At 73.6% G+C, this 17178-nt stretch carries 16 protein-coding genes; 13 read left to right on the forward strand and 3 right to left on the reverse strand.

Translation table 11 applies throughout. The features are described 5' to 3' along the window. Window positions 1-47: 47 nt before the first annotated feature. The 3 genes from ACA514_RS10875 (at window position 48) to ACA514_RS10885 (ending at window position 3665) form a co-directional block, all read left to right on the forward strand. Entirely contained in the window at window positions 48-2228 is a 2181-nt protein-coding gene (locus tag ACA514_RS10875) for an MMPL family transporter (RefSeq protein WP_375040928.1), read from the forward strand. A 266-nt stretch (window positions 2229-2494) separates the two neighbouring features. Next, window positions 2495-2797, forward strand: a complete 303-nt coding sequence (locus ACA514_RS10880; RefSeq protein ID WP_375040929.1) for a hypothetical protein — start codon at window positions 2495-2497, stop codon at window positions 2795-2797. A 79-nt stretch (window positions 2798-2876) separates the two neighbouring features. Next, on the forward strand, window positions 2877-3665 hold the full coding sequence (locus tag ACA514_RS10885) for an SGNH/GDSL hydrolase family protein (RefSeq protein WP_375040930.1): 789 nt from the start codon (window positions 2877-2879) through the stop codon (window positions 3663-3665). Between the two features lie 3 nt (window positions 3666-3668). Here the strand turns inward: ACA514_RS10885 and ACA514_RS10890 are convergent, their stop codons facing one another. Then, window positions 3669-4586, reverse strand: a complete 918-nt coding sequence (locus ACA514_RS10890; protein ID WP_375040931.1) for a Ku protein — start codon at window positions 4584-4586, stop codon at window positions 3669-3671. A 118-nt stretch (window positions 4587-4704) separates the two neighbouring features. Here ACA514_RS10890 and ligD (ACA514_RS10895) point away from each other — a divergent pair, with 118 nt between their 5' ends. The 7 genes from ligD (ACA514_RS10895) to ACA514_RS10925 all read left to right on the forward strand — a co-directional run bounded on the left by ligD (ACA514_RS10895) (window position 4705) and on the right by ACA514_RS10925 (window position 10087). Continuing rightward, window positions 4705-5679 carry a non-homologous end-joining DNA ligase gene (ligD, locus tag ACA514_RS10895; RefSeq protein WP_375040932.1) on the forward strand — a complete coding sequence of 325 codons (975 nt, stop codon included), beginning with the start codon at window positions 4705-4707 and terminating at the stop codon, window positions 5677-5679. A gap of 24 nt (window positions 5680-5703) precedes the next feature. Beyond that, window positions 5704-6609 (forward strand): non-homologous end-joining DNA ligase, encoded by a 906-nt coding sequence (gene ligD, locus ACA514_RS10900; protein ID WP_375040933.1) that lies wholly within the window; start codon window positions 5704-5706, stop codon window positions 6607-6609. 139 nt (window positions 6610-6748) lie between these two features. Then, complete coding sequence (locus ACA514_RS10905) at window positions 6749-8074, forward strand: dihydrolipoyl dehydrogenase family protein (protein WP_375040934.1); 1326 nt, start codon at window positions 6749-6751, stop codon at window positions 8072-8074. Window positions 8075-8111: 37 nt separating this feature from the next. Next, window positions 8112-8321, forward strand: a complete 210-nt coding sequence (locus tag ACA514_RS10910; protein WP_375040935.1) for a hypothetical protein — start codon at window positions 8112-8114, stop codon at window positions 8319-8321. 193 nt (window positions 8322-8514) lie between these two features. Beyond that, a complete protein-coding gene (locus tag ACA514_RS10915) occupies window positions 8515-9132 on the forward strand; it encodes a TetR/AcrR family transcriptional regulator (RefSeq protein WP_375040936.1) in 618 nt (205 codons plus the stop codon). 260 nt (window positions 9133-9392) lie between these two features. Then, window positions 9393-9626: a DUF3107 domain-containing protein gene (locus tag ACA514_RS10920; RefSeq protein WP_375040937.1), complete on the forward strand. Its 234-nt coding sequence runs from the start codon at window positions 9393-9395 to the stop codon at window positions 9624-9626. Between the two features lie 161 nt (window positions 9627-9787). Continuing rightward, window positions 9788-10087: a GlsB/YeaQ/YmgE family stress response membrane protein gene (locus ACA514_RS10925; protein WP_344280709.1), complete on the forward strand. Its 300-nt coding sequence runs from the start codon at window positions 9788-9790 to the stop codon at window positions 10085-10087. Window positions 10088-10209: 122 nt separating this feature from the next. On the opposite strand, the gene ACA514_RS10930 is transcribed toward ACA514_RS10925, so the two are convergent. Next, window positions 10210-12096: a protein kinase gene (locus ACA514_RS10930; protein ID WP_375040938.1), complete on the reverse strand. Its 1887-nt coding sequence runs from the start codon at window positions 12094-12096 to the stop codon at window positions 10210-10212. Between the two features lie 569 nt (window positions 12097-12665). On the opposite strand from ACA514_RS10930, the gene ACA514_RS10935 reads away from it, so the two are divergent. Then, window positions 12666-14120, forward strand: coding sequence for a DEAD/DEAH box helicase (locus ACA514_RS10935; protein WP_375041106.1), 1455 nt, complete (start codon window positions 12666-12668; stop codon window positions 14118-14120). A 328-nt stretch (window positions 14121-14448) separates the two neighbouring features. Here the strand turns inward: ACA514_RS10935 and ACA514_RS10940 are convergent, their stop codons facing one another. Beyond that, window positions 14449-15132 (reverse strand): glycerophosphodiester phosphodiesterase, encoded by a 684-nt coding sequence (locus ACA514_RS10940; RefSeq protein WP_375040939.1) that lies wholly within the window; start codon window positions 15130-15132, stop codon window positions 14449-14451. Between the two features lie 70 nt (window positions 15133-15202). Between ACA514_RS10940 and ACA514_RS10945 the strand changes: the two genes are divergently transcribed. Continuing rightward, window positions 15203-16081, forward strand: a complete 879-nt coding sequence (locus ACA514_RS10945; protein ID WP_375040940.1) for an alpha/beta fold hydrolase — start codon at window positions 15203-15205, stop codon at window positions 16079-16081. A gap of 105 nt (window positions 16082-16186) precedes the next feature. Next, entirely contained in the window at window positions 16187-17020 is an 834-nt protein-coding gene (locus ACA514_RS10950) for a helix-turn-helix domain-containing protein (protein WP_375040941.1), read from the forward strand. Window positions 17021-17178: the final 158 nt, after the last annotated feature.

Genomic DNA, 17178 nt, shown 5'->3' on the forward strand with positions numbered 1-17178 from the left:
ACAGCGTTCACGGACGTGACGCGGGGTAACAGGCAGGGGGAACGACGATGTTCGAGCGATGGGGCCGCTGGGTCCACCGCCGCCGGCGGTGGGTCCTCGCGGTCGCCGGTGCGGCGCTGGTCTTCGCCGGCGTCTGGGGCACGGGCGTGTTCGGCGCGCTGACCTCGTCCGGCGGCTTCGACACGCCGGGCAGCGAGAGCGCGCGGGCGACGCAGGTCGCCGAGCGCGACCTCGGCCGCGACCAGGCCGACGTGGTGATCCTCTACACGGGGCGCCCCGGCATGACGGTGGACGACCCGGCCTACAAGGCGTCGGTGGACAGGGCGCTCGCCGCCATCCCGAAGGACAGGGTCGCCGGGACGTCCACCTACTGGACGACCAGGGCGCCGCAGTTCGTCAGCAAGGACCGCACGTCCACCTACGCCGTGCTGCAGCTCAGCGGCAAGGACGAGGGCGCGCGGCAGGACTCCTACGACGCGATCAAGGACGACCTCACCGCCGCCGGCGGCGGCCTGACCGCGAAGGTCGGCGGCTCCCTCGGCACGCAGACCGCGATCAACGAGCGGGTCTCGTCCGACATCGGCCGGGCCGAGGGCATGGCCATGCCGGTGCTGCTGGTGCTGCTCGTGCTGATCTTCGGCGGGCTGGTGTCGGCGAGCCTGCCGCTGCTGATCGGCGGCCTGGCCATCCTCGGCTCGTTCACCGCGCTGCACGCGCTCAGCTACGTCACCGACGTGTCGATCTTCGCGGTGAACATCACCACCTTCCTCGGGCTCGGCCTCGCGATCGACTACGGCCTGTTCATGGTCAGCCGGTTCCGCGAGGAGATCCGGCGGGACGGCGCGACCGCCGAGGACGCGCTCGCCGCGACGATGGCCACCGCCGGCCGCACGGTCGCGGTCTCCGGCGTCACGGTCGCGGTGTCGCTGTCCGGGCTGCTGCTGTTCGACCAGAACTTCCTGGTCTCGATGGGCTACGGCGGCATCGCCACCGTCTTCGTCTGCATGCTCGGCGCGCTGACCGTGCTGCCCGCGCTGCTGGCCGTCCTCGGCCCGAAGGTGAACGCGCTGGCGATCCGCCGCCGCAAGGCCGCCCCCGCCGCGGCGAAGAGCGAGGCGGACGGCTGGTGGGGACGGCTCGCGCACAGCGTGATGCGCCGCCCGGTGGTCTACGCCGTGGCCACCGTCGCGCTGCTGCTCACGCTCGGGAGTCCCTTCCTCCACATCAACTGGGGCGGTGTGGACGCCAAGGTGCTGCCGTCCGGCGCGGACGCCCGGGTCGTCTCCGAGGAGCTGCAGACCCGGTTCCCGAGCAACCCAACCGAGGCGATCCAGGCCGTCGTGACCGGCACGTCCGACCGGGCCGCCGTCCAGGCCTACGAGGACCGGCTCGCCGCGCTGCCCGGCGCGACCGGCGCCACCGTGACCGGCGCCAAGGGCGAGACGACCCGGATCGCGCTCACCTACTCCGCCGAGCCCCACTCGAGCGCGGCCCGCGACCTGGTCCACCGCGTCCGGGACGTCCCGGCGCCGCCGGGCGCCCACACATACGTCGGCGGGAGCACGGCCGACGTCGTGGACCAGCTGTCCAGCATCGGCGGCACGCTGCCCTGGCTGGGGCTGCTCGTCGGCGGCGTCACGTTCGTGCTGCTGTTCCTGGCGTTCGGGTCGGTGGTGCTGCCGCTGAAGGCGATCGTGATGAACATGCTGTCGCTGTCGGCGACGTTCGGCGTGGTGGTGCTGATCTTCCAGGACGGCCACCTGTCCGGCCCGCTCGGCTTCACCGCCACCGGCGCCATCTCCCCCTCGATGCCGATCCTGATGCTGGCGATGCTGTTCGGCATCTCGATGGACTACGAGGTGTTCCTGCTGTCGCGGGTCCGGGAGCAGTACGACCTGACCGGCTCCAACACGACCGCGGTCGCGACCGGCGTGCAGCGCACCGGCGCCATCATCACCAGCGCCGCGCTGCTGTTCATCGTGGTGATCGGCGCGTTCGCCACGTCCGGCGTCGCGTTCATCAAGATGACCGGGGTGGGGATGGCGATCGCGATCCTGGTGGACGCGACGGTCGTCCGCGCGCTGCTGGTGCCGGCGACGATGCGGCTGCTCGGCCGCGCCAACTGGTGGGCGCCCGGCCCGCTGGCCCGGCTGTACGGGCGGTACGGGATCCGCGAGGGCGACTCCGCCGCGCCGCCGCGGGCGGCCGAGCCGGCGCCCGTGCGCTGAACCCGGCTCCCCGGCCCCGGCTCCCCTCTGCGGGACCGGGGCCGGGGCCGCCGGTCGGGGCCGCTGGTCGGGGCCGCCGGTCGGGGCCGGGCCGGGACCGTCCGCGAGAAAAGGGCCGCCAACAATGGCAAAGCGGTTGTGGACCGCGCCACCCGGCGGGAAACTGAATGCCATTCGCCCGGCGCCGTTCGTGTGACGCGCACCGCGACGGCCCGCGCCCGGCGACCCCGGCTCTCCCGGTTCACGGGTACTTCCCTGGAGGCATCATGTCCGCGTTGGCGATCACCGAAGCCGAGACGGCCTTCGGCCATCTGGAGCGCCTCACCGAGGAACTGCGCTCGCGCGGCTGGGCGGTGGACATGGCCCCGCCGTCGGACCGCTGGCCCTCCGCCCTCGTCGCCAACCCCGACATGCGGATGTTCAACGAGAACGTGATCGCGGTGCAGGAGCGCTCCGACGCCTCCTGGTCGTACTTCTACAGCTGGGGCGAGCGGATCGCGCCGTGCACCGACCCCTCCGCCGCGGCCGCGATGCTCGGCCGCGTCCTCGCCACCCGCCGCGACGGCTGACCCCGCCCGCCGCCCCGGGAGAACTAACTCACATTCCGGACGGCCTGGCGATCACCGCAGGTCAAATAGCATGTAGCTCATGCTCTGGACGCGTTACGCGGCGATCGGCGACTCCTTCACCGAAGGGGTCGGCGACCCCTACGCGGGGGGCGCCGCAGGCGGGGGCTGGCGCGGTTGGGCCGACCGGGCGGCGGCCGAGCTCGCCGTCCGGTCCAACGGACCCGGCTCCCACGGGTTCGGCTACGCCAACCTCGCGATCCGCGGCCGGCTGCTCGGCCGGATCGTCGACGAGCAGCTCCCCGCCGCCCTGGACCTGAAGCCCGACCTCGTGTCGGTGTCGGGCGGCGGCAACGACCTCCTGCGCCCCGGCGCCGACATCGACGCGCTCGCCGCCCGGATGGACGAGGCGGTCGCGGCGATCCGCGCGACGGGCGCCGACGCGGTCCTGTTCACCGGCGTCGACCCGGTGGGCTCGCCCGTCATCCGCCGCACCCGCGGGCGCGTCGCCGTCTACAACGAGCACCTGCGGGCGATCGCGGCCCGGCGCGGCGCGTTCGTCGTCGACCAGTGGTCCATGGACGTCCTGCGCGACTGGCGGATGTGGGGCGCCGACCGGCTGCACATGGCGCCCGAGGGGCACCGGCGCGTGGCGCTGGCGATGCTGGAGGCGCTCGGCGTCCCGGACGCGGGCGACTGGCGCAAGCCGGAGCTGGAACCGCTGCCGGAGCTGAGCCGGAGCGCGCGGCGGCTGGCGAACGCCCGGTGGGCGCGCGGGTACCTGGCGCCGTGGGTGGCGCGGCGGCTGCGGGGCCGCTCGTCCGGCGACCTCGTCACCGCCAAGCGCCCCACGCTGGCGCCGATCGAGTAGCCCTCAGGCCGACTTGCGGGTCCGGCTCTTCGCCGGCTCCTTCTTGCCGCCCGACTTCGACGCCGTCTTGCGGCTGCGCGACGCGGGCTTCTTCTCCGGCGCCTTCTCCGACGACGATGCCGCCGCCTTGCCGCCGCCTCCGCCGCCGCGGCTCTTCTTCGCGGCCTCGACGCTGGCGCGCAGCGCGCTCAGCAGGTCGGCGGCCGGCTCCTCCTCGGCCTCCTCGGACGGCCGGGTGACCTCGCGGCCCTCCACCTTCGCGTCGATCACCGACTGGAGCGCCTCCCGGTAGGCGTCCTTGTACTCGGTCGGGTCGAAGTCGCCCGCCATCGAGTCGATCAGCGACGAGGCCATCGACAGCTCCTGCTTGCGGACCTCGATGTCCTCGTCCAGGAACGGGAAGTCGGGCCGGCGCACCTCGTCCGGCCACAGCATCGTCTCCAGGACGAACACCCCGTCGCGGACCCGCAGCGTCGCCAGCGACTCGCGCTGCCGCAGCGCCACCTTGACGATCGCGACCTGGTCGGAGTTCTCCAGCGCGTCGCGCAGCAGCACGTACGGCTTGGCGCCCTGCGCGTCCGGCTCCAGGTAGTAGGACTTGGCGAAGTAGATCGGGTCGACCTCGGACTCCTCGACGAACTGGAGCACGTCGATGCGCCGGCTGGTGGACAGCGGCAGGTCGGCGAAGTCCTCGTCGGTGAGGATCACCATCTCCCCGCTCGGCAGCTCGTAGCCCTTGGCGATGTCGGAGTAGGGGACCTCCTCGCCGTCGACCGTGCAGACCCGCTTGTACTTGATCCGGCCGCCGTCCTCCCGGTGCACCTGGTGGAAGCTGACGTCCCGCTGCTCGGTCGCGGAGTACAGCTTCACCGGGATCGTCACCAGCCCGAACGAGATCGCGCCCTTCCAGATGCTCCGCATGCCGTGTCCTTACCCAGCCGGTTCCGCTCCTCCCCTTAGCGTCGCAACCCCGTTCGATTTGCACCATAACGGACCCTTGATCCTTTTCTTCGGCGCGACCATCGGGTAAGACGCCGTTATGACCATGCCATGGCCCGTCGAGCCGATGATGGCCGCCACCGGGGACCTCCCCGGCGACGGCGAGCGCTGGGCCCTGGAGCTCAAGTGGGACGGCGTCCGCGTGGTGTCGCAGGTCTCGCCGGACGGCGTGCGCGCCACCGGCCGGCGCGGGCACGACGTGACGGCCCGCTACCCCGAGCTGACCGCCCTGTCCGACCTGCTGCCCGACCACGACGTCGTGCTGGACGGCGAGGTCGTCGCCTTCGACCGGGGCCGGCCGAGCTTCGAGCGCCTCCAGCGGCGGATGCACGTCGCCGAGCCGCACCCCCGGCTGATCCGCGAGGTCCCCGTCCGGTACGTCGTGTTCGACGTGCTGTTCCTGGACGGCCGGGTGCTGTACGACGTCCCCTACGCCGAGCGCCGGGCGCTGCTCGCCGGGCTCGACCTCGCCGGCAGCGGCCCCGTCGAGGTGCCCCCCTACCTGCACGGAGGCGACACCTCCCAGGTGGACGAGCTGCTCGCCTTCACCGTCGAGGAGCACCTGGAGGGCCTGCTCGCCAAGCGGCTGGACTCCCCGTACCGGCCGGGCCGGCGCGTCGACTTCTGGCGGAAGGTGAAGAACTTCCAGACCCGCGAGGTGATCGTCTGCGGCTGGAAGCCCGGCCGCGGCCGGCGCGAGGGCGGCGTCGGGTCGCTGCTGCTCGGCGAGTACGACGCCAAGGGGCGGCTCGGCTTCGTCGGGCACGTCGGCACCGGCTTCAGCGACCGCGCCCTGGACGACCTGTACGAGGCGCTGTGGCCGCTGCGCCGCCCCACCAGCCCGTTCGACGAGGCCGTCCCGCGCGAGCACGCCCGCGACGCCCAGTGGGTTGAGCCGCGCCTGGTCGGGGAGGTCGCCTACAGCGCCCGCACCAGGGACGGCCGCCTCCGCTTCCCGTCCTGGCGGGGGCGCCGCGACGACAAGGACCCCCTGGAGGTCACCAGTGAGCAGTGAGTCCCCCGCACTGGAGGACCGGTGGTGAGCGGCAGGCAGGTCGAGGTGGACGGGCGCCGCCTCAACCTGTCCAACCTCGGCAAGAACCTGTACCCGGAGTTCACCAAGGGCGAGGTCATCGACTACTACGCGCGGATCGCGCCGGTGATGCTGCCGCACCTGAAGGACCGTCCGGCCACCCGGATCCGCTGGCCGGAGGGCGTGGACGGCGGGAAGTTCTTCGAGAAGAACGCCCCCTCGCACACGCCGGACTGGGTGCGGACGGCGGAGATCCCCACGCCGGGCAGCACGTCCGGCCGGGAGACGGCGGACTTCGTCGTCGTCGACGACCTGCCCACGCTCGTGTGGTGCGCGAACCTCGCCGCGCTGGAGCTGCACGTCCCGCAGTGGAAGGTCGGCCCGCGCGGCAAGCAGCACGCCCCCGACCTGGTCGTGTTCGACCTCGATCCGGGCGAGCCCGCCACGATCGTGGAGGCGTGCGAGGTGGCCGCGCTGCTGCGCGACGTGCTCGCCGAGGACGGCTTCGACTCCTACCCGAAGACCAGCGGCAAGAAGGGCCTGCACCTGTACGTGCCGATCAAGGAGCCGAACGACGCGGCGCGGACGTCGGAGTACGCCAAGGCCGCCGCGCAGCGCCTCGCGTCCGAGCATCCGGACCTGGTCGTCGCGCGGATGGAGAAGCGGCTGCGCAAGGGGAAGATCTTCGTGGACTGGAGCCAGAACAACCCGGCGAAGACGACGGTCGCGCCGTACTCGCTGCGCGCGGCGTCCAGCCCGTCGGTGTCCGCGCCGCTCGACTGGGACGAGCTCGGCTCCTGCCGCGACGCCGCCGACCTGGTGTTCTCCCCCGACGAGGTGCTCGCCCGCGTCGAGCGGCACGGCGACCTGCTGGAGCCCCTGCTGGACGGGCGCCGCCGCGCCCTCCCGTGACGCGCCCCTGACACGATCTCTCACTTTTCGGGCGCCGTATGTGTCCGAACCGGCACGCTCCGGCGTCGACTTCCGCCACCATGTGCACGGGGGACGCTATGTGAGCGGGCACACACCCGCCGTGCGGAAGGAAGAACAGTTGTCGCAGAACCATCACTACGACGCCGTGGTGCTGGGCGGGGGGACGGCGGGAGAGCTGGTGGCGACCGGCCTGGCCCGCGCCGGGCGCGATGTCGCGCTCGTCGAGAACCGCCTGGTCGGCGGGGAGTCGCCGTACTTCGCCTGCGTTCCGTCCAAGTCGCTGCTGCTGTCGGCGCGCCGCGGCGAGACCTGGGAGATGGCGGTGGCCCGCCGCGACGCCCTGACCGGGCACCGCACCGACGAGCGGATCGTCGCCCGGATGGCCGAGGAGGGCGTCACCGTGCTGCGCGGCCGGGGCCAGCTGACCGGGCCCGGCCGCGTCGAGGTGGACGGCGCCGAGCACGGCTTCGCCGACCTGGTGCTGTGCACCGGCAGCGAGCCGGTGATCCCGCCGGTCGACGGCCTCGCCGACGTCCCGCTGTGGACCAGCGACGGCGCCCTGTCGGTGCCCGACCTGCCGCGCCGGCTGGTCATCCTCGGCGGCGGCCCGGTCGGCTGCGAGCTGGCGCAGGTGTACGCGGCGTTCGGGTCGCAGGTCGCGGTGGTCGAGGCGTCCGGGCGGCTGCTGACCGCCGAGGCCCCGTTCGCCGGCGAGGTGCTCGCCGAGGCGCTCCGCCGGATGGGCGTCGACCTGCGGCTCGGCGCCGACCTCTCGCATGTGGAGCGCAAGGAGTCGGGGCTGCGGCTCTGGCTCTCGGACGGCGGCACGCTGGACGCCGACCGGATCCTCGTCGCGGCCGGGCGCCGGCCCCGGGTGGAGGGCCTCGGGCTGGAGGCGCTCGGCATCGCCACGTCCCCCGGCCACGGCGTGCCGGTGGACGAGACGTGCCGGGTGCCCTGCCCCGCCGGCGACGTGTGGGCGGCCGGCGACGTCACCGGCGTCGCCCGCACCACGCACGCCGCCCGCTACCAGGCCCGGCTGGCGCTGGCGAACCTGCTCGGGGAGCACCGCGCGGCCGACTACCGCGCGATCCCCCGCGTCGTCTACACGACGCCGACCGTCTACGCGGTCGGGATCTCCCCGAAGCAGGCCGAGGAACTCGGAATAGACCTCCTCACCGCCGGGTACGACCTCGCCGCGACGGCGCGGGCGGCGGTGGAGGCCGACGAGCGCGGCCGGGTCGAGCTGTACGCCGACCGCTCCCGCGGGCTGCTGATCGGCGCCGTCGCGGCCGGACTCTACGCTGAGGAGTGGATGAGCGAGATCGCGCTGGCCATCCGCGCGGAGACGCCGCTGAGCGTGCTCACCGACGTCGTGCACGCGTTCCCGACCTACGGCGAGTCCCTGGAGGCGCCGCTGCGGGAACTGGCCGGACGCCTGTGACCGATCTTCCGAAGGGCTCGTGCGAGGAGGACGCGTGATGAGCGAGACCGACGACCTGCGGCGGGAGCCGCAGCCCGACGACGCCGCCGACGCCAACGAGGCCGACCGGGCCGAGCAGCGGGCCGATGTGGCCGGCGAGGGCGAGGAGGCGGCCGAGTGGCCGGGCCCGGTGCCGATGGACGTCAACGAGGCCGACGCCGCCGAGCAGCACCGCGAGATCCCGCTCGACGAGGACGACTACCGGTAGCCCCTCCGGGGGGCGGCGGCCCGCTCGTCCGGCCGCGGCGGGTCGCCGCCGGAATACACTGACCTGCGCGCGCGAGGAATGTCGGGGTGCTTTGTTAGTGACCCACGAGGTTACCGGCGCGTAGGATGATGGGATTGTTTCCCCGCGACGGACACCCTCTACCGTCGCACTGATCTGGTGATCGGAGAGTGTGGTGACGGCTACCCCGGACGCCCGCCCCCGTGGCACTCGCCTGCCGCGGCTGGCGCGCCGCAGGCAACTGCTCGGCGCGGCCCAGGAGGTGTTCGTCGCGCAGGGGTACCACGCGGCGGCGATGGACGAGATCGCCGAGCGTGCGGGAGTCAGCAAACCCGTGCTCTACCAGCACTTCCCGGGCAAGCTGGAGCTGTACCTGGCCCTGCTGGACGAGCACGCTGAGGCCCTGGTGAAGACCGTGCGCGACGCGCTCGGCTCCACCACGGACAACAAGCTGCGCGTGCAGGCCAGCATGCGGGCCTTCTACGACTTCGTGGCCGGCGACGGCGAGGCGTACCGGCTGGTCTTCGAGTCCGACCTGCGCAACGTGGCGCCCGTCCGGGCCCGCGTCGACCGCGCCAACCAGCAGTGCGCCGAGATGATCGCCCAGGTGATCGCCGAGGACACCGGCGCCGCCAGCGACGAGGCGCACCTGCTCGGCATGGGCCTGGTCGGGATGGCCGAGGTCAGCGCCCGCTACTGGCTCTCGCAGCACCGCGCCATCCCCAAGGACACCGCCGAGAAGATCATCGCCCGCCTCGCCTGGCGCGGCATCTCCGGCTTCCCGCAGATTTGATTGCACCGCCCTCGGCGGTCGGGCCCTGGGGGCCCTCCCTTCAACGGGCGTTGCGTGCGATCGCTGCATCGCTCCGACTCGCCTGGGGGCTCGCTGCGCGATCGGATTCTCGCAAGCTCGAATCCGGCTCCGCTCGCGATCGCGACGGCCGGGGCCCAGCGGGGTCGGTGTGGTGGCTGATGTGATCGCATCGGTGATCGTGCGACCATCGTGGGGAGCGCCCGTCGCGCGGCGGGACGGACGGACGAGGGGAGCAGCGCGTGCAGGTTCGCATCGGCGTGCAGAACGTGCCGAAGGAGATCGTGGTGGAGACCGACCAGTCCGCCGACGAGGTGCAGGACGCCCTCGCCGGCGCGCTGGCCGAGCCGCACGGGGTCTTCGTGCTGAAGGACCGGCGCTCGGGCCGGGTGGTCGTCCCGGCCGGCCGGGTCGGCTACCTGGAGATCGCCGAGGACGAGCGGCGCGGCGTCGGGTTCGGCACCCAGTACGCGTGAGGCCGTGACAGGGGGCGCTCGGCCGTCCCGGGCGGTTTTGACGCGGCCGTACCGGGCTTGACCAGGATTTTGTTTCATTCCGGCAGAACGGGCATACCGGTCTGCGACCACGGGCCCGAGGGAAACTCCGGGCCGACGGAAACGGAATGGACTGATCTGACATGCTCACGACGATCCTCTGGTTCATCGTCGTCGGTGCCGTCATCGGGGCCCTGGCGCGGCTCCTGCTCCCCGGCCGCAACCCGATCGGCATCCTGCTGACGATCGCGGTCGGCATCGTCGGCGCCATCGTCGGCGGTGTGATCGCGAGCGCGCTCGGCGCGGGCGCGATCATCGCCTTCGTCTTCGCGGTGGTGATCGCCGCGATCGGCGTCGCCGCGCTCACCTCCCTGAACACCCGCGGCGGCGGCGGATGGCGGCACAGCGGCTGGCGCGGCCGGCGACGGAGCCGCACCTTCTGACCGATCCCCCGGCCGGGGGCTCCCCCCGGCCTCCGGCCGGACTCACGGCGGACGGCCCCCGCTCCACGCGAGCGGGGGCCGTCCCCTGTCCGGGCCACGCGGCGGCCCCGGGTCACGCGCCATCAGGGCGACGGGACGGGGACGCCCACCGCGCGGAAGATCTCCGGGCGGATGAACCGGCCGAGCCGGCGGTAGGGCACGCTGAACGCCCGCCAGGCCCGTCCGCAGGCCATGCTGTAGCCCAGCGCGGGCTCCGGCGGGTAGAAGTCGACGCCCGTGCGCGTCGGTATCAGGTGGACGTTGCCGTCCTTGATCATCGCGGGGGTGACGTCCCCGCCGTCCGGACTCGGCGGCTCGCCCTCGCACAGGGAGCCGCCGCCGGGCCCGTACTCGACCAGCAGGCGGGTGAAGGCGTGGGTGCCGGCCGCCGTGAGCGCGCCCGCCTGGAAGAAGTCGCGGGGCGGCAACGCGCGCCCGGTGGTGAGGTCGACCGTGACCATCTGCACCATGGCCGTGTTCCTCGTGAGGACCGTCCCGCCGTAGGCGTAGCGGACGGAGAACAGCTTCGGCCCGCTCAGCCTCACGTCGTAGGTCACCTTGCCCGTGTAGGGGGTCGGCGGGTCGGTGGTGCCGTTGAAGGCGGCCAAGTCGCTGCCGGCCGTCCGCGCCCAGCGTTCGGCGGGCTCGCGGACCAGCGCGTTGACCTTGGTCTGGAGCGCGGCGGGCAGGCCGCTGAGCTGCGGATAGCTCGCCGTGACGCGGGTGGCGGGATGGCCGGTCGTCCGGACGACCGACACGGGCCGCACGCGCAGGTCCGTCCGCGGGTCCGGAGCGCCGCCGCCCCCGGAGGCGGCCGTGTAGGCTCCCGCGCCGCCCGCCGCAAGCGCTGCGGACGCCGCGACCGCGGCGGCGACCTTGGCGCCGGTCGCCGCGAACAGCCCGCCGCCGGCCGCCGCGCCGGCCCCGGCACCCCCGCCCGCGGCCGCCGCTCCGCCTGCCGCAGCACCGCCTGCCGCCGCTCCGCCCGCGGCCGCCGGGACCAGTCCGGCGGCGGCGAGCGGGAACGCGGCCGCGAAGGCCACGGCCGCACCCGCCAGAGCGCGCACGCCTCGCCCCTCCCAGCCGGGCCCGTACGCCGTGGCGGCGGCCGCCTCCAGTTCCGCGGCGAACGCGGCGGCGCCGGGCGGCCGGTCCTCCGGGGACTTGGCCATCCCGCGGGCGACCAGGTCGCGCAGCCCCTCCGGGACGCGCCCGGCCGGCACGGCACCGCGCAGATGGCCGGCCCGCAGCGCCGCCAGATCCCCGGAGAACGGCCGGGCGCCGGTAATGCACTCGAAGAACACGCAGGTCGCAGCGTACACGTCGGTGGCCGGCGAGGCGGGCCGCCGCTCCCACTGCTCCGGCGCCATGTAGGCCGGCGTCCCGGACCCGGCGCCGTCCCCGGCGGCGGTCGCGATCCCGAAGTCGATCAGCTTGCTCAGCCCGTCCGCCCGGACGACGACGTTGGCGGGCTTGTAGTCGCGGTGCACCACGCCCGCCGCGTGGGCGGCGGCGAGGCCGCGCAGGGACCCCTTCAGCACGGTGAGCGCCGCCTCCGGCTCCAGCGCCCCGTGCTCGGCCAGGATCCGCTTGAGCGGGACCCCGTCCACCGCCTCCATCACGAGCGCCGCGCCGCGCTCGGCGCTGACGAACCGGTAGAGCCGGACGACGTGCGGGTCGTCCACGCGCCCGAGCATCACGGCCTCGGCGCGCAGCCGCTCGATCGCCTCCTCGTCCCCGTCCCGGCGGACCAGGTACTTGATCGCCACCGGCGCGCCCGCGGTGGCGTGCCGCGCCAGCACCACCCGGCCCTGCGCGCCCGCGCCCAGCTCGCGCACCTCGGTGAAGCCCTCGACACGCCACGGCGGTTCGGCGGGCGGCGGCGGTCCGGCGGGCGGCGGTGCGGCGGGCGGCGGTCCGGCCTCGGACGGTTCGGCGCCGGACGGCACGGCCCCGGACGGTTCGATCATGCCCATCAATGTGCGGCACGGCGCGGCGCCCGGGCAACCGGTGATCGTGCACGGCCCGCACTGACCGGATGTGGCCGCGCCCGGGCCGCCCGGCGCCGGTCCGTCCGGGCGCGTTCCAGGCCGTGGATCACGCTGGCGAGCGGGAGGGAATAGACGAAAACGCGGAAACGTTAGGTCTAGTGATCGGCTATTGGTGTATGCATCCGACGGTCGGTACACTGCGTGGCGGAGTGTGACCGCACGCAGCCACAGCGAGTGACTGCTTTCAACCCCTGACTGCGGTCGCCGAGACATTTTGATCAACGGCTGGTCCCTCCCGCGCGAGCGCGCGGCCACAGGAAGCGATCGGCGGGCGCGCCAGGACGGCGAAGCCCTGCCGGCGGCCCCTGTGACCTCGAACGACGGCGCCCCTGACGGGCCCGCCCGCCGGCATCCGGCCGACGCGGGCGACGAGCCGCGCCGCACCGGGGAGCGAGGACCCCGCATATTGGAGGCTGAAAGCCCTGACTACCTTTCGTGAACTCGGGGTCGTACCCGAGATAGCAGATGCCCTGCAGGCCGAGGGCATCATCGAAGCGTTCCCCATCCAGGAGCTCGCCCTGCCGATCGCGCTGGGCGGCCACGACATCATCGGCCAGGCCCGCACGGGCACCGGCAAGACGCTGGCGTTCGGCGCCGCGCTGCTGCAGCGCATCGAGCACGGCGGCAAGAAGCCGCAGGCGCTCGTCGTCGCGCCGACCCGCGAACTGGCCCTCCAGGTCACCGACGACCTGCTGGTCGCCGGCGGCAAGCTCGGCACCCGCGTGCTGTCGGTGTACGGCGGCCGGGCCTACGAGCCGCAGATCGACGCGCTGCGCGAGGGCGTGGACGTCGTCGTCGGCACCCCGGGGCGGCTGCTCGACCTGGTCAAGCAGAAGCACCTGGACCTGTCGCACGTCGGCGTGCTGGTGCTGGACGAGGCCGACCGCATGCTCGACCTCGGGTTCCTGCCCGACATCGAGCGGATCATCGACCGGATCCCCGCGCAGCGGCAGACGATGATGTTCTCGGCGACCATGCCGGGCGAGATCGTCGCGCTGTCGCGCCGCTACCTGACCCGGCCCACGAACGTGCGGGCCGAGTCGCACGCGGAGTCCGACGCGACGCCGCAGGTCGTCCAGCACGTCTTCCAGGCCCACCAGATGGACAAGCCGGAGATGCTGGCGCGGCTGCTGCAGGCCGAGGGCCGCGGGCTGACGATGATCTTCTGCCAGACCAAGCGGGCCTGCGACCGGGTCGCCGCCGACCTGGTCCAGCGCGGTTTCGACGCCGCGGCCGTGCACGGCGACCTCGGGCAGAGCCAGCGGGAGCGGGCCCTGCGCGCGTTCCGCAACGGCAAGATCGGCATGCTGGTGGCCACCGACGTGGCGGCCCGCGGGCTCGACGTCGACGACGTCACCCACGTGGTCAACTACGAGTGCCCCGACAGCGCCGACACCTACGTGCACCGCATCGGCCGCACCGGCCGCGCGGGCAAGGAGGGCGTCGCCGTCACGTTCGTCGACTGGTCCGACCTCACCCGGTGGAAGCTGATCAACGGCACGCTCGACCTGCCGTTCGCGGCCCCGGAGGAGACCTACTCCACCTCCCCGCACTACTTCGCGGCGCTCGGCATCCCCGAGGGCACGAAGGGCACCCTGCCCAAGGAGCACCGCCACGAGCGGGCCGGGCTGGACGCCGAGGAGCTGGAGGACATCGGCGAGACCGGCAAGACCCGCAGCAACACGCGGGGCCGCGACCGCGACCGGGACGACGACCGCGAGCCTTCGCGCCCGCGCCGCCGGAACCGGGCCCGGACCCGCACCCGCGGCGGCAAGCCGGTCGAGGGCGTCTCCGCCGGCCAGGCCGCCGAGACCGGCGACGCCCCGGGCGAGGGCGCCGTGGTCGACGCCGTGGCCACCGAGCGCAAGCGGAGCCGGCCCCGGCGCCGCACCCGCGCCGGCAAGCCCGCCGCCGACACCACCGAGGCGCCGCAGAGCGCCTGACGACCACCCGACCGCGAGACACGGCCCGCCCCGTGCTCTCGCGGTCGCCGTGCTTATTGGCAGTGCCCTTGGCGGTCGGGCCCTGGGGGCCCTCCCTTCGGCGGGCACTGCGTGCGATCGCTGCATCGCTCCGACTCGGCCCTGGGGGCCTCGCTGCGCGATCAAGTTCTCGCAAGCTCGAACTTGGCTTCGCTCGCGATCGCGACGGTTCGGGTCGTTGCGTGGTCGGGGAAAGAGCCGCTCGGGGACGTGGCTGCGCGGTGGCTCGCCGCCTGAGCGGGCGCTTGGGGGCGCGGCGTCACGGTCGTCCCCCTAGGTGGGGGTGCGGTCAGATGCCTTCGCGCATGGTGAGGGCCGTGTCGGGGTGGTCGGTGACCAGGACCGCGACGCGGGGGTCGCCGAGGAAGCGGCGCATCAGCGGCTGGGCGTTGACCGTCCAGATCATGGCGGGGATCCCGGCGCGGCCGCACTGGCGCAGCACGCCGACGCGGGCGAGCCGGTGGTTCAGCGCCACCATGTCGGCGCCGGCCCGGCGGATCAGCCGGAGCGGCATGAAGTCGCGCGCGACGCCCGGCTCCCACAGGTTGCGGCCCACCGACAGGGCCGTCCTGGCCTGCGGGAAGCGCTTCTTGATCTGGACCAGCGAGGACACCTCGCGGGTCGTCACGACGAACCGGCCGGGCCCGAACGCCTCCATCGCCAGCGCGACGGTCTCGTGCTCGCAGCCGCGCTCCTTCAGGTCCAGATGGCCCTGCGCGCGGGAGGCGATGATGTCCATCGCCTCGTCCACCAGCGGTAGCGGCCGGGGTGACAGTTCCTTCGCCCGCCGGTAAGACAGCCGTGCCAGCGGAAGGCCGCCGATCTCCCGGTCATGGTGGACGACGAGCCGCCCGTCCCCGGTGCGCCGGACGTCGATCTCCACGTACTCGGCCCCGGAGTCGACCGCCTCACGCAGGCCCGCCAGGCCCGCCTCGTCCCGTCGATGCGCCGAGATCGCCGGCTTCGCTCGCACGCTGCGACGCTATCACCGCGCGGTTTCGCGCCGGTGGCCGGCGGATGCCCGTTTAGTATGGTTGCACTCCGTGAGTACGCCCCGGTTCCTGACCCTGCCCCCCGGCGTGAGCCGGACGACCGTCGAGACCTCGCGCGGCCCGTTCGCCGCGCTGGAGGCGCTCCCGGGGTCGCGGGTGCCCGAGCGGTGTCCCGCCCTCCTCGTGCCGGGCCTCACCGGCAGCAAGGAGGACTTCCTCGCGGTGCTCCAGACGCTCGCCGCGTCCGGCCGCCGGGTGCTGGCGATCGACATGCGCGGCCAGCACCAGACGCCGGGCCCGGACGATCCGGACGCCTACGGCCGCGCGGCGCTCGGCGAGGACGTCGCCGCGCTGCTGGAGGAGCTCGGCCCCGATCCGGTGCACCTGGTCGGGCACTCGTTCGGCGGGCTGGTGGCGCGGGAGGCGGTGCTGGCCGGCGCGGTGCGCCCGGCGTCGCTGACCCTGATGAGCTCGGGGCCGGCCGCGGTCACCGGTCACGCCGCCGACAAGGCGCGGGCGCTGAAGGACGCGATCCCCGAGCTGGGCATGGCCGCAATCTGGAGCGTCGGCATGGAGCCGGACTACGTCGCGAGCGGCGTCCAGGCGGAGATCCTGGAGTTCCTCAGGGACCGGACGCTGGGCAACTCCGAGGCGGGGCTGATCGGCATGTCCCGCGAGATCCTCTCCGCCCCCGACCGCGTCGACGAGCTGGCCAAGCACTGCGGCGACACGGGCCTGCGCACGCTCGTCCTGTACGGCGAGGACGACGACGTGTGGGCGCCGCGCGCCCAGGCGGAGATGGCGGAGCGGCTCAACGCGGCGAAGGTCGTGATCCCGAGCGCGGCGCACTCCCCCGCGTGGGACGCGCCGGAGACGACCGCGACCGCCCTCACCGACTTCTGGAACCAGTCCGAGCACACGCTGAAGTGATCTCCGGGGGCGCGCCGCGCAGCCGCGCCAGGCCCTCCCGGGGGCCGTCACGGTCGGCGACCGGAAAACCCCGCACCGGAACCGGCCGGCTCCTACGCTGGGGGCATGCCGGTCGACTACCGAGCCCCGAACATCAACGCGCGCAGCCTCGGGCAGCAGCTGCGCAGGATCCGGGAACTCCTCGAGCTGTCCTACCCCGACGCCGCCGCCCTCCTCGACCGCGACGCCGACTGGCTGGCCCGCGTCGAGACGGGCTTCGGCGAGGTCACGCCCGAGCAGGTCGGCGCGATGCTGGACGCCTACGGCGCGCCCGACAAGGTCCGCGCCGTCCTGGTCGACCTGGCCTCCCGCCCCGCCGGCCCGCCCTGGCTGGCACGCCACCTCGGACGCCTCAAGGCCCTGGTCCGCGACATCTACACCGTCGAGTCGGAGTCGCCCTACATCCACACGTTCGGCATCGCCCGGATGCCCGAGCTCGTCTGGTGCGAGGAGTACGCCCGCCTGATCTTCGAGGTCCGCGAGACGGACCCCGACGAGGAGTGGGACCTGCTCCGCAACCGCCAGGAGCACCGCCCCTTCGGCGAGCCCCGCACCCTCGACGTGATCATCGACGGCTACATGCTCGACCACTCCGGCCCCCGCACCGAGGTCCTGCACGCCCAGGTCGCGCACCTGCTCGACCTCGCCGCCGACGCCCGCACGACCGTCCGCGTCGTCCCCACGGGCGTCGGCGCGTACGCCGGCCTGCACGGCGCGTTCGACGTCCTGGAGTTCCCCGGCGTCACCGAGCGGATGTCGCTCGTCCACACCGCCCTCGGCATCGACGCCGCCCAGGCCGACCTGTGGGACACCTGGAAACTCGTCGAGGAGAAGGCCCTCACCCCCGCCGCCTCCCGCTCCCTCATCGAAACCGCCCGCGCCGCCCTCGCCGAGCGGTAGCGGACGTTCCGGAAGTCCGTCCAAAATAAGCTATTTGGCCATAATGCCCAATGGGCACCCCGGCCGACCGGCTGCGAAAACCCGAGCACCCTTCCCATGTTTGCTCCTCCGGCCTGACGGAATGATCAGCGCGGCTCCCGCGGGCGCAACGCCGCGGA

This window comes from Actinomadura sp. NTSP31 (genome assembly GCF_041951385.1).
GTDB classification, from domain to species: Bacteria; Actinomycetota; Actinomycetes; order Streptosporangiales; family Streptosporangiaceae; genus Spirillospora; species Spirillospora napierensis.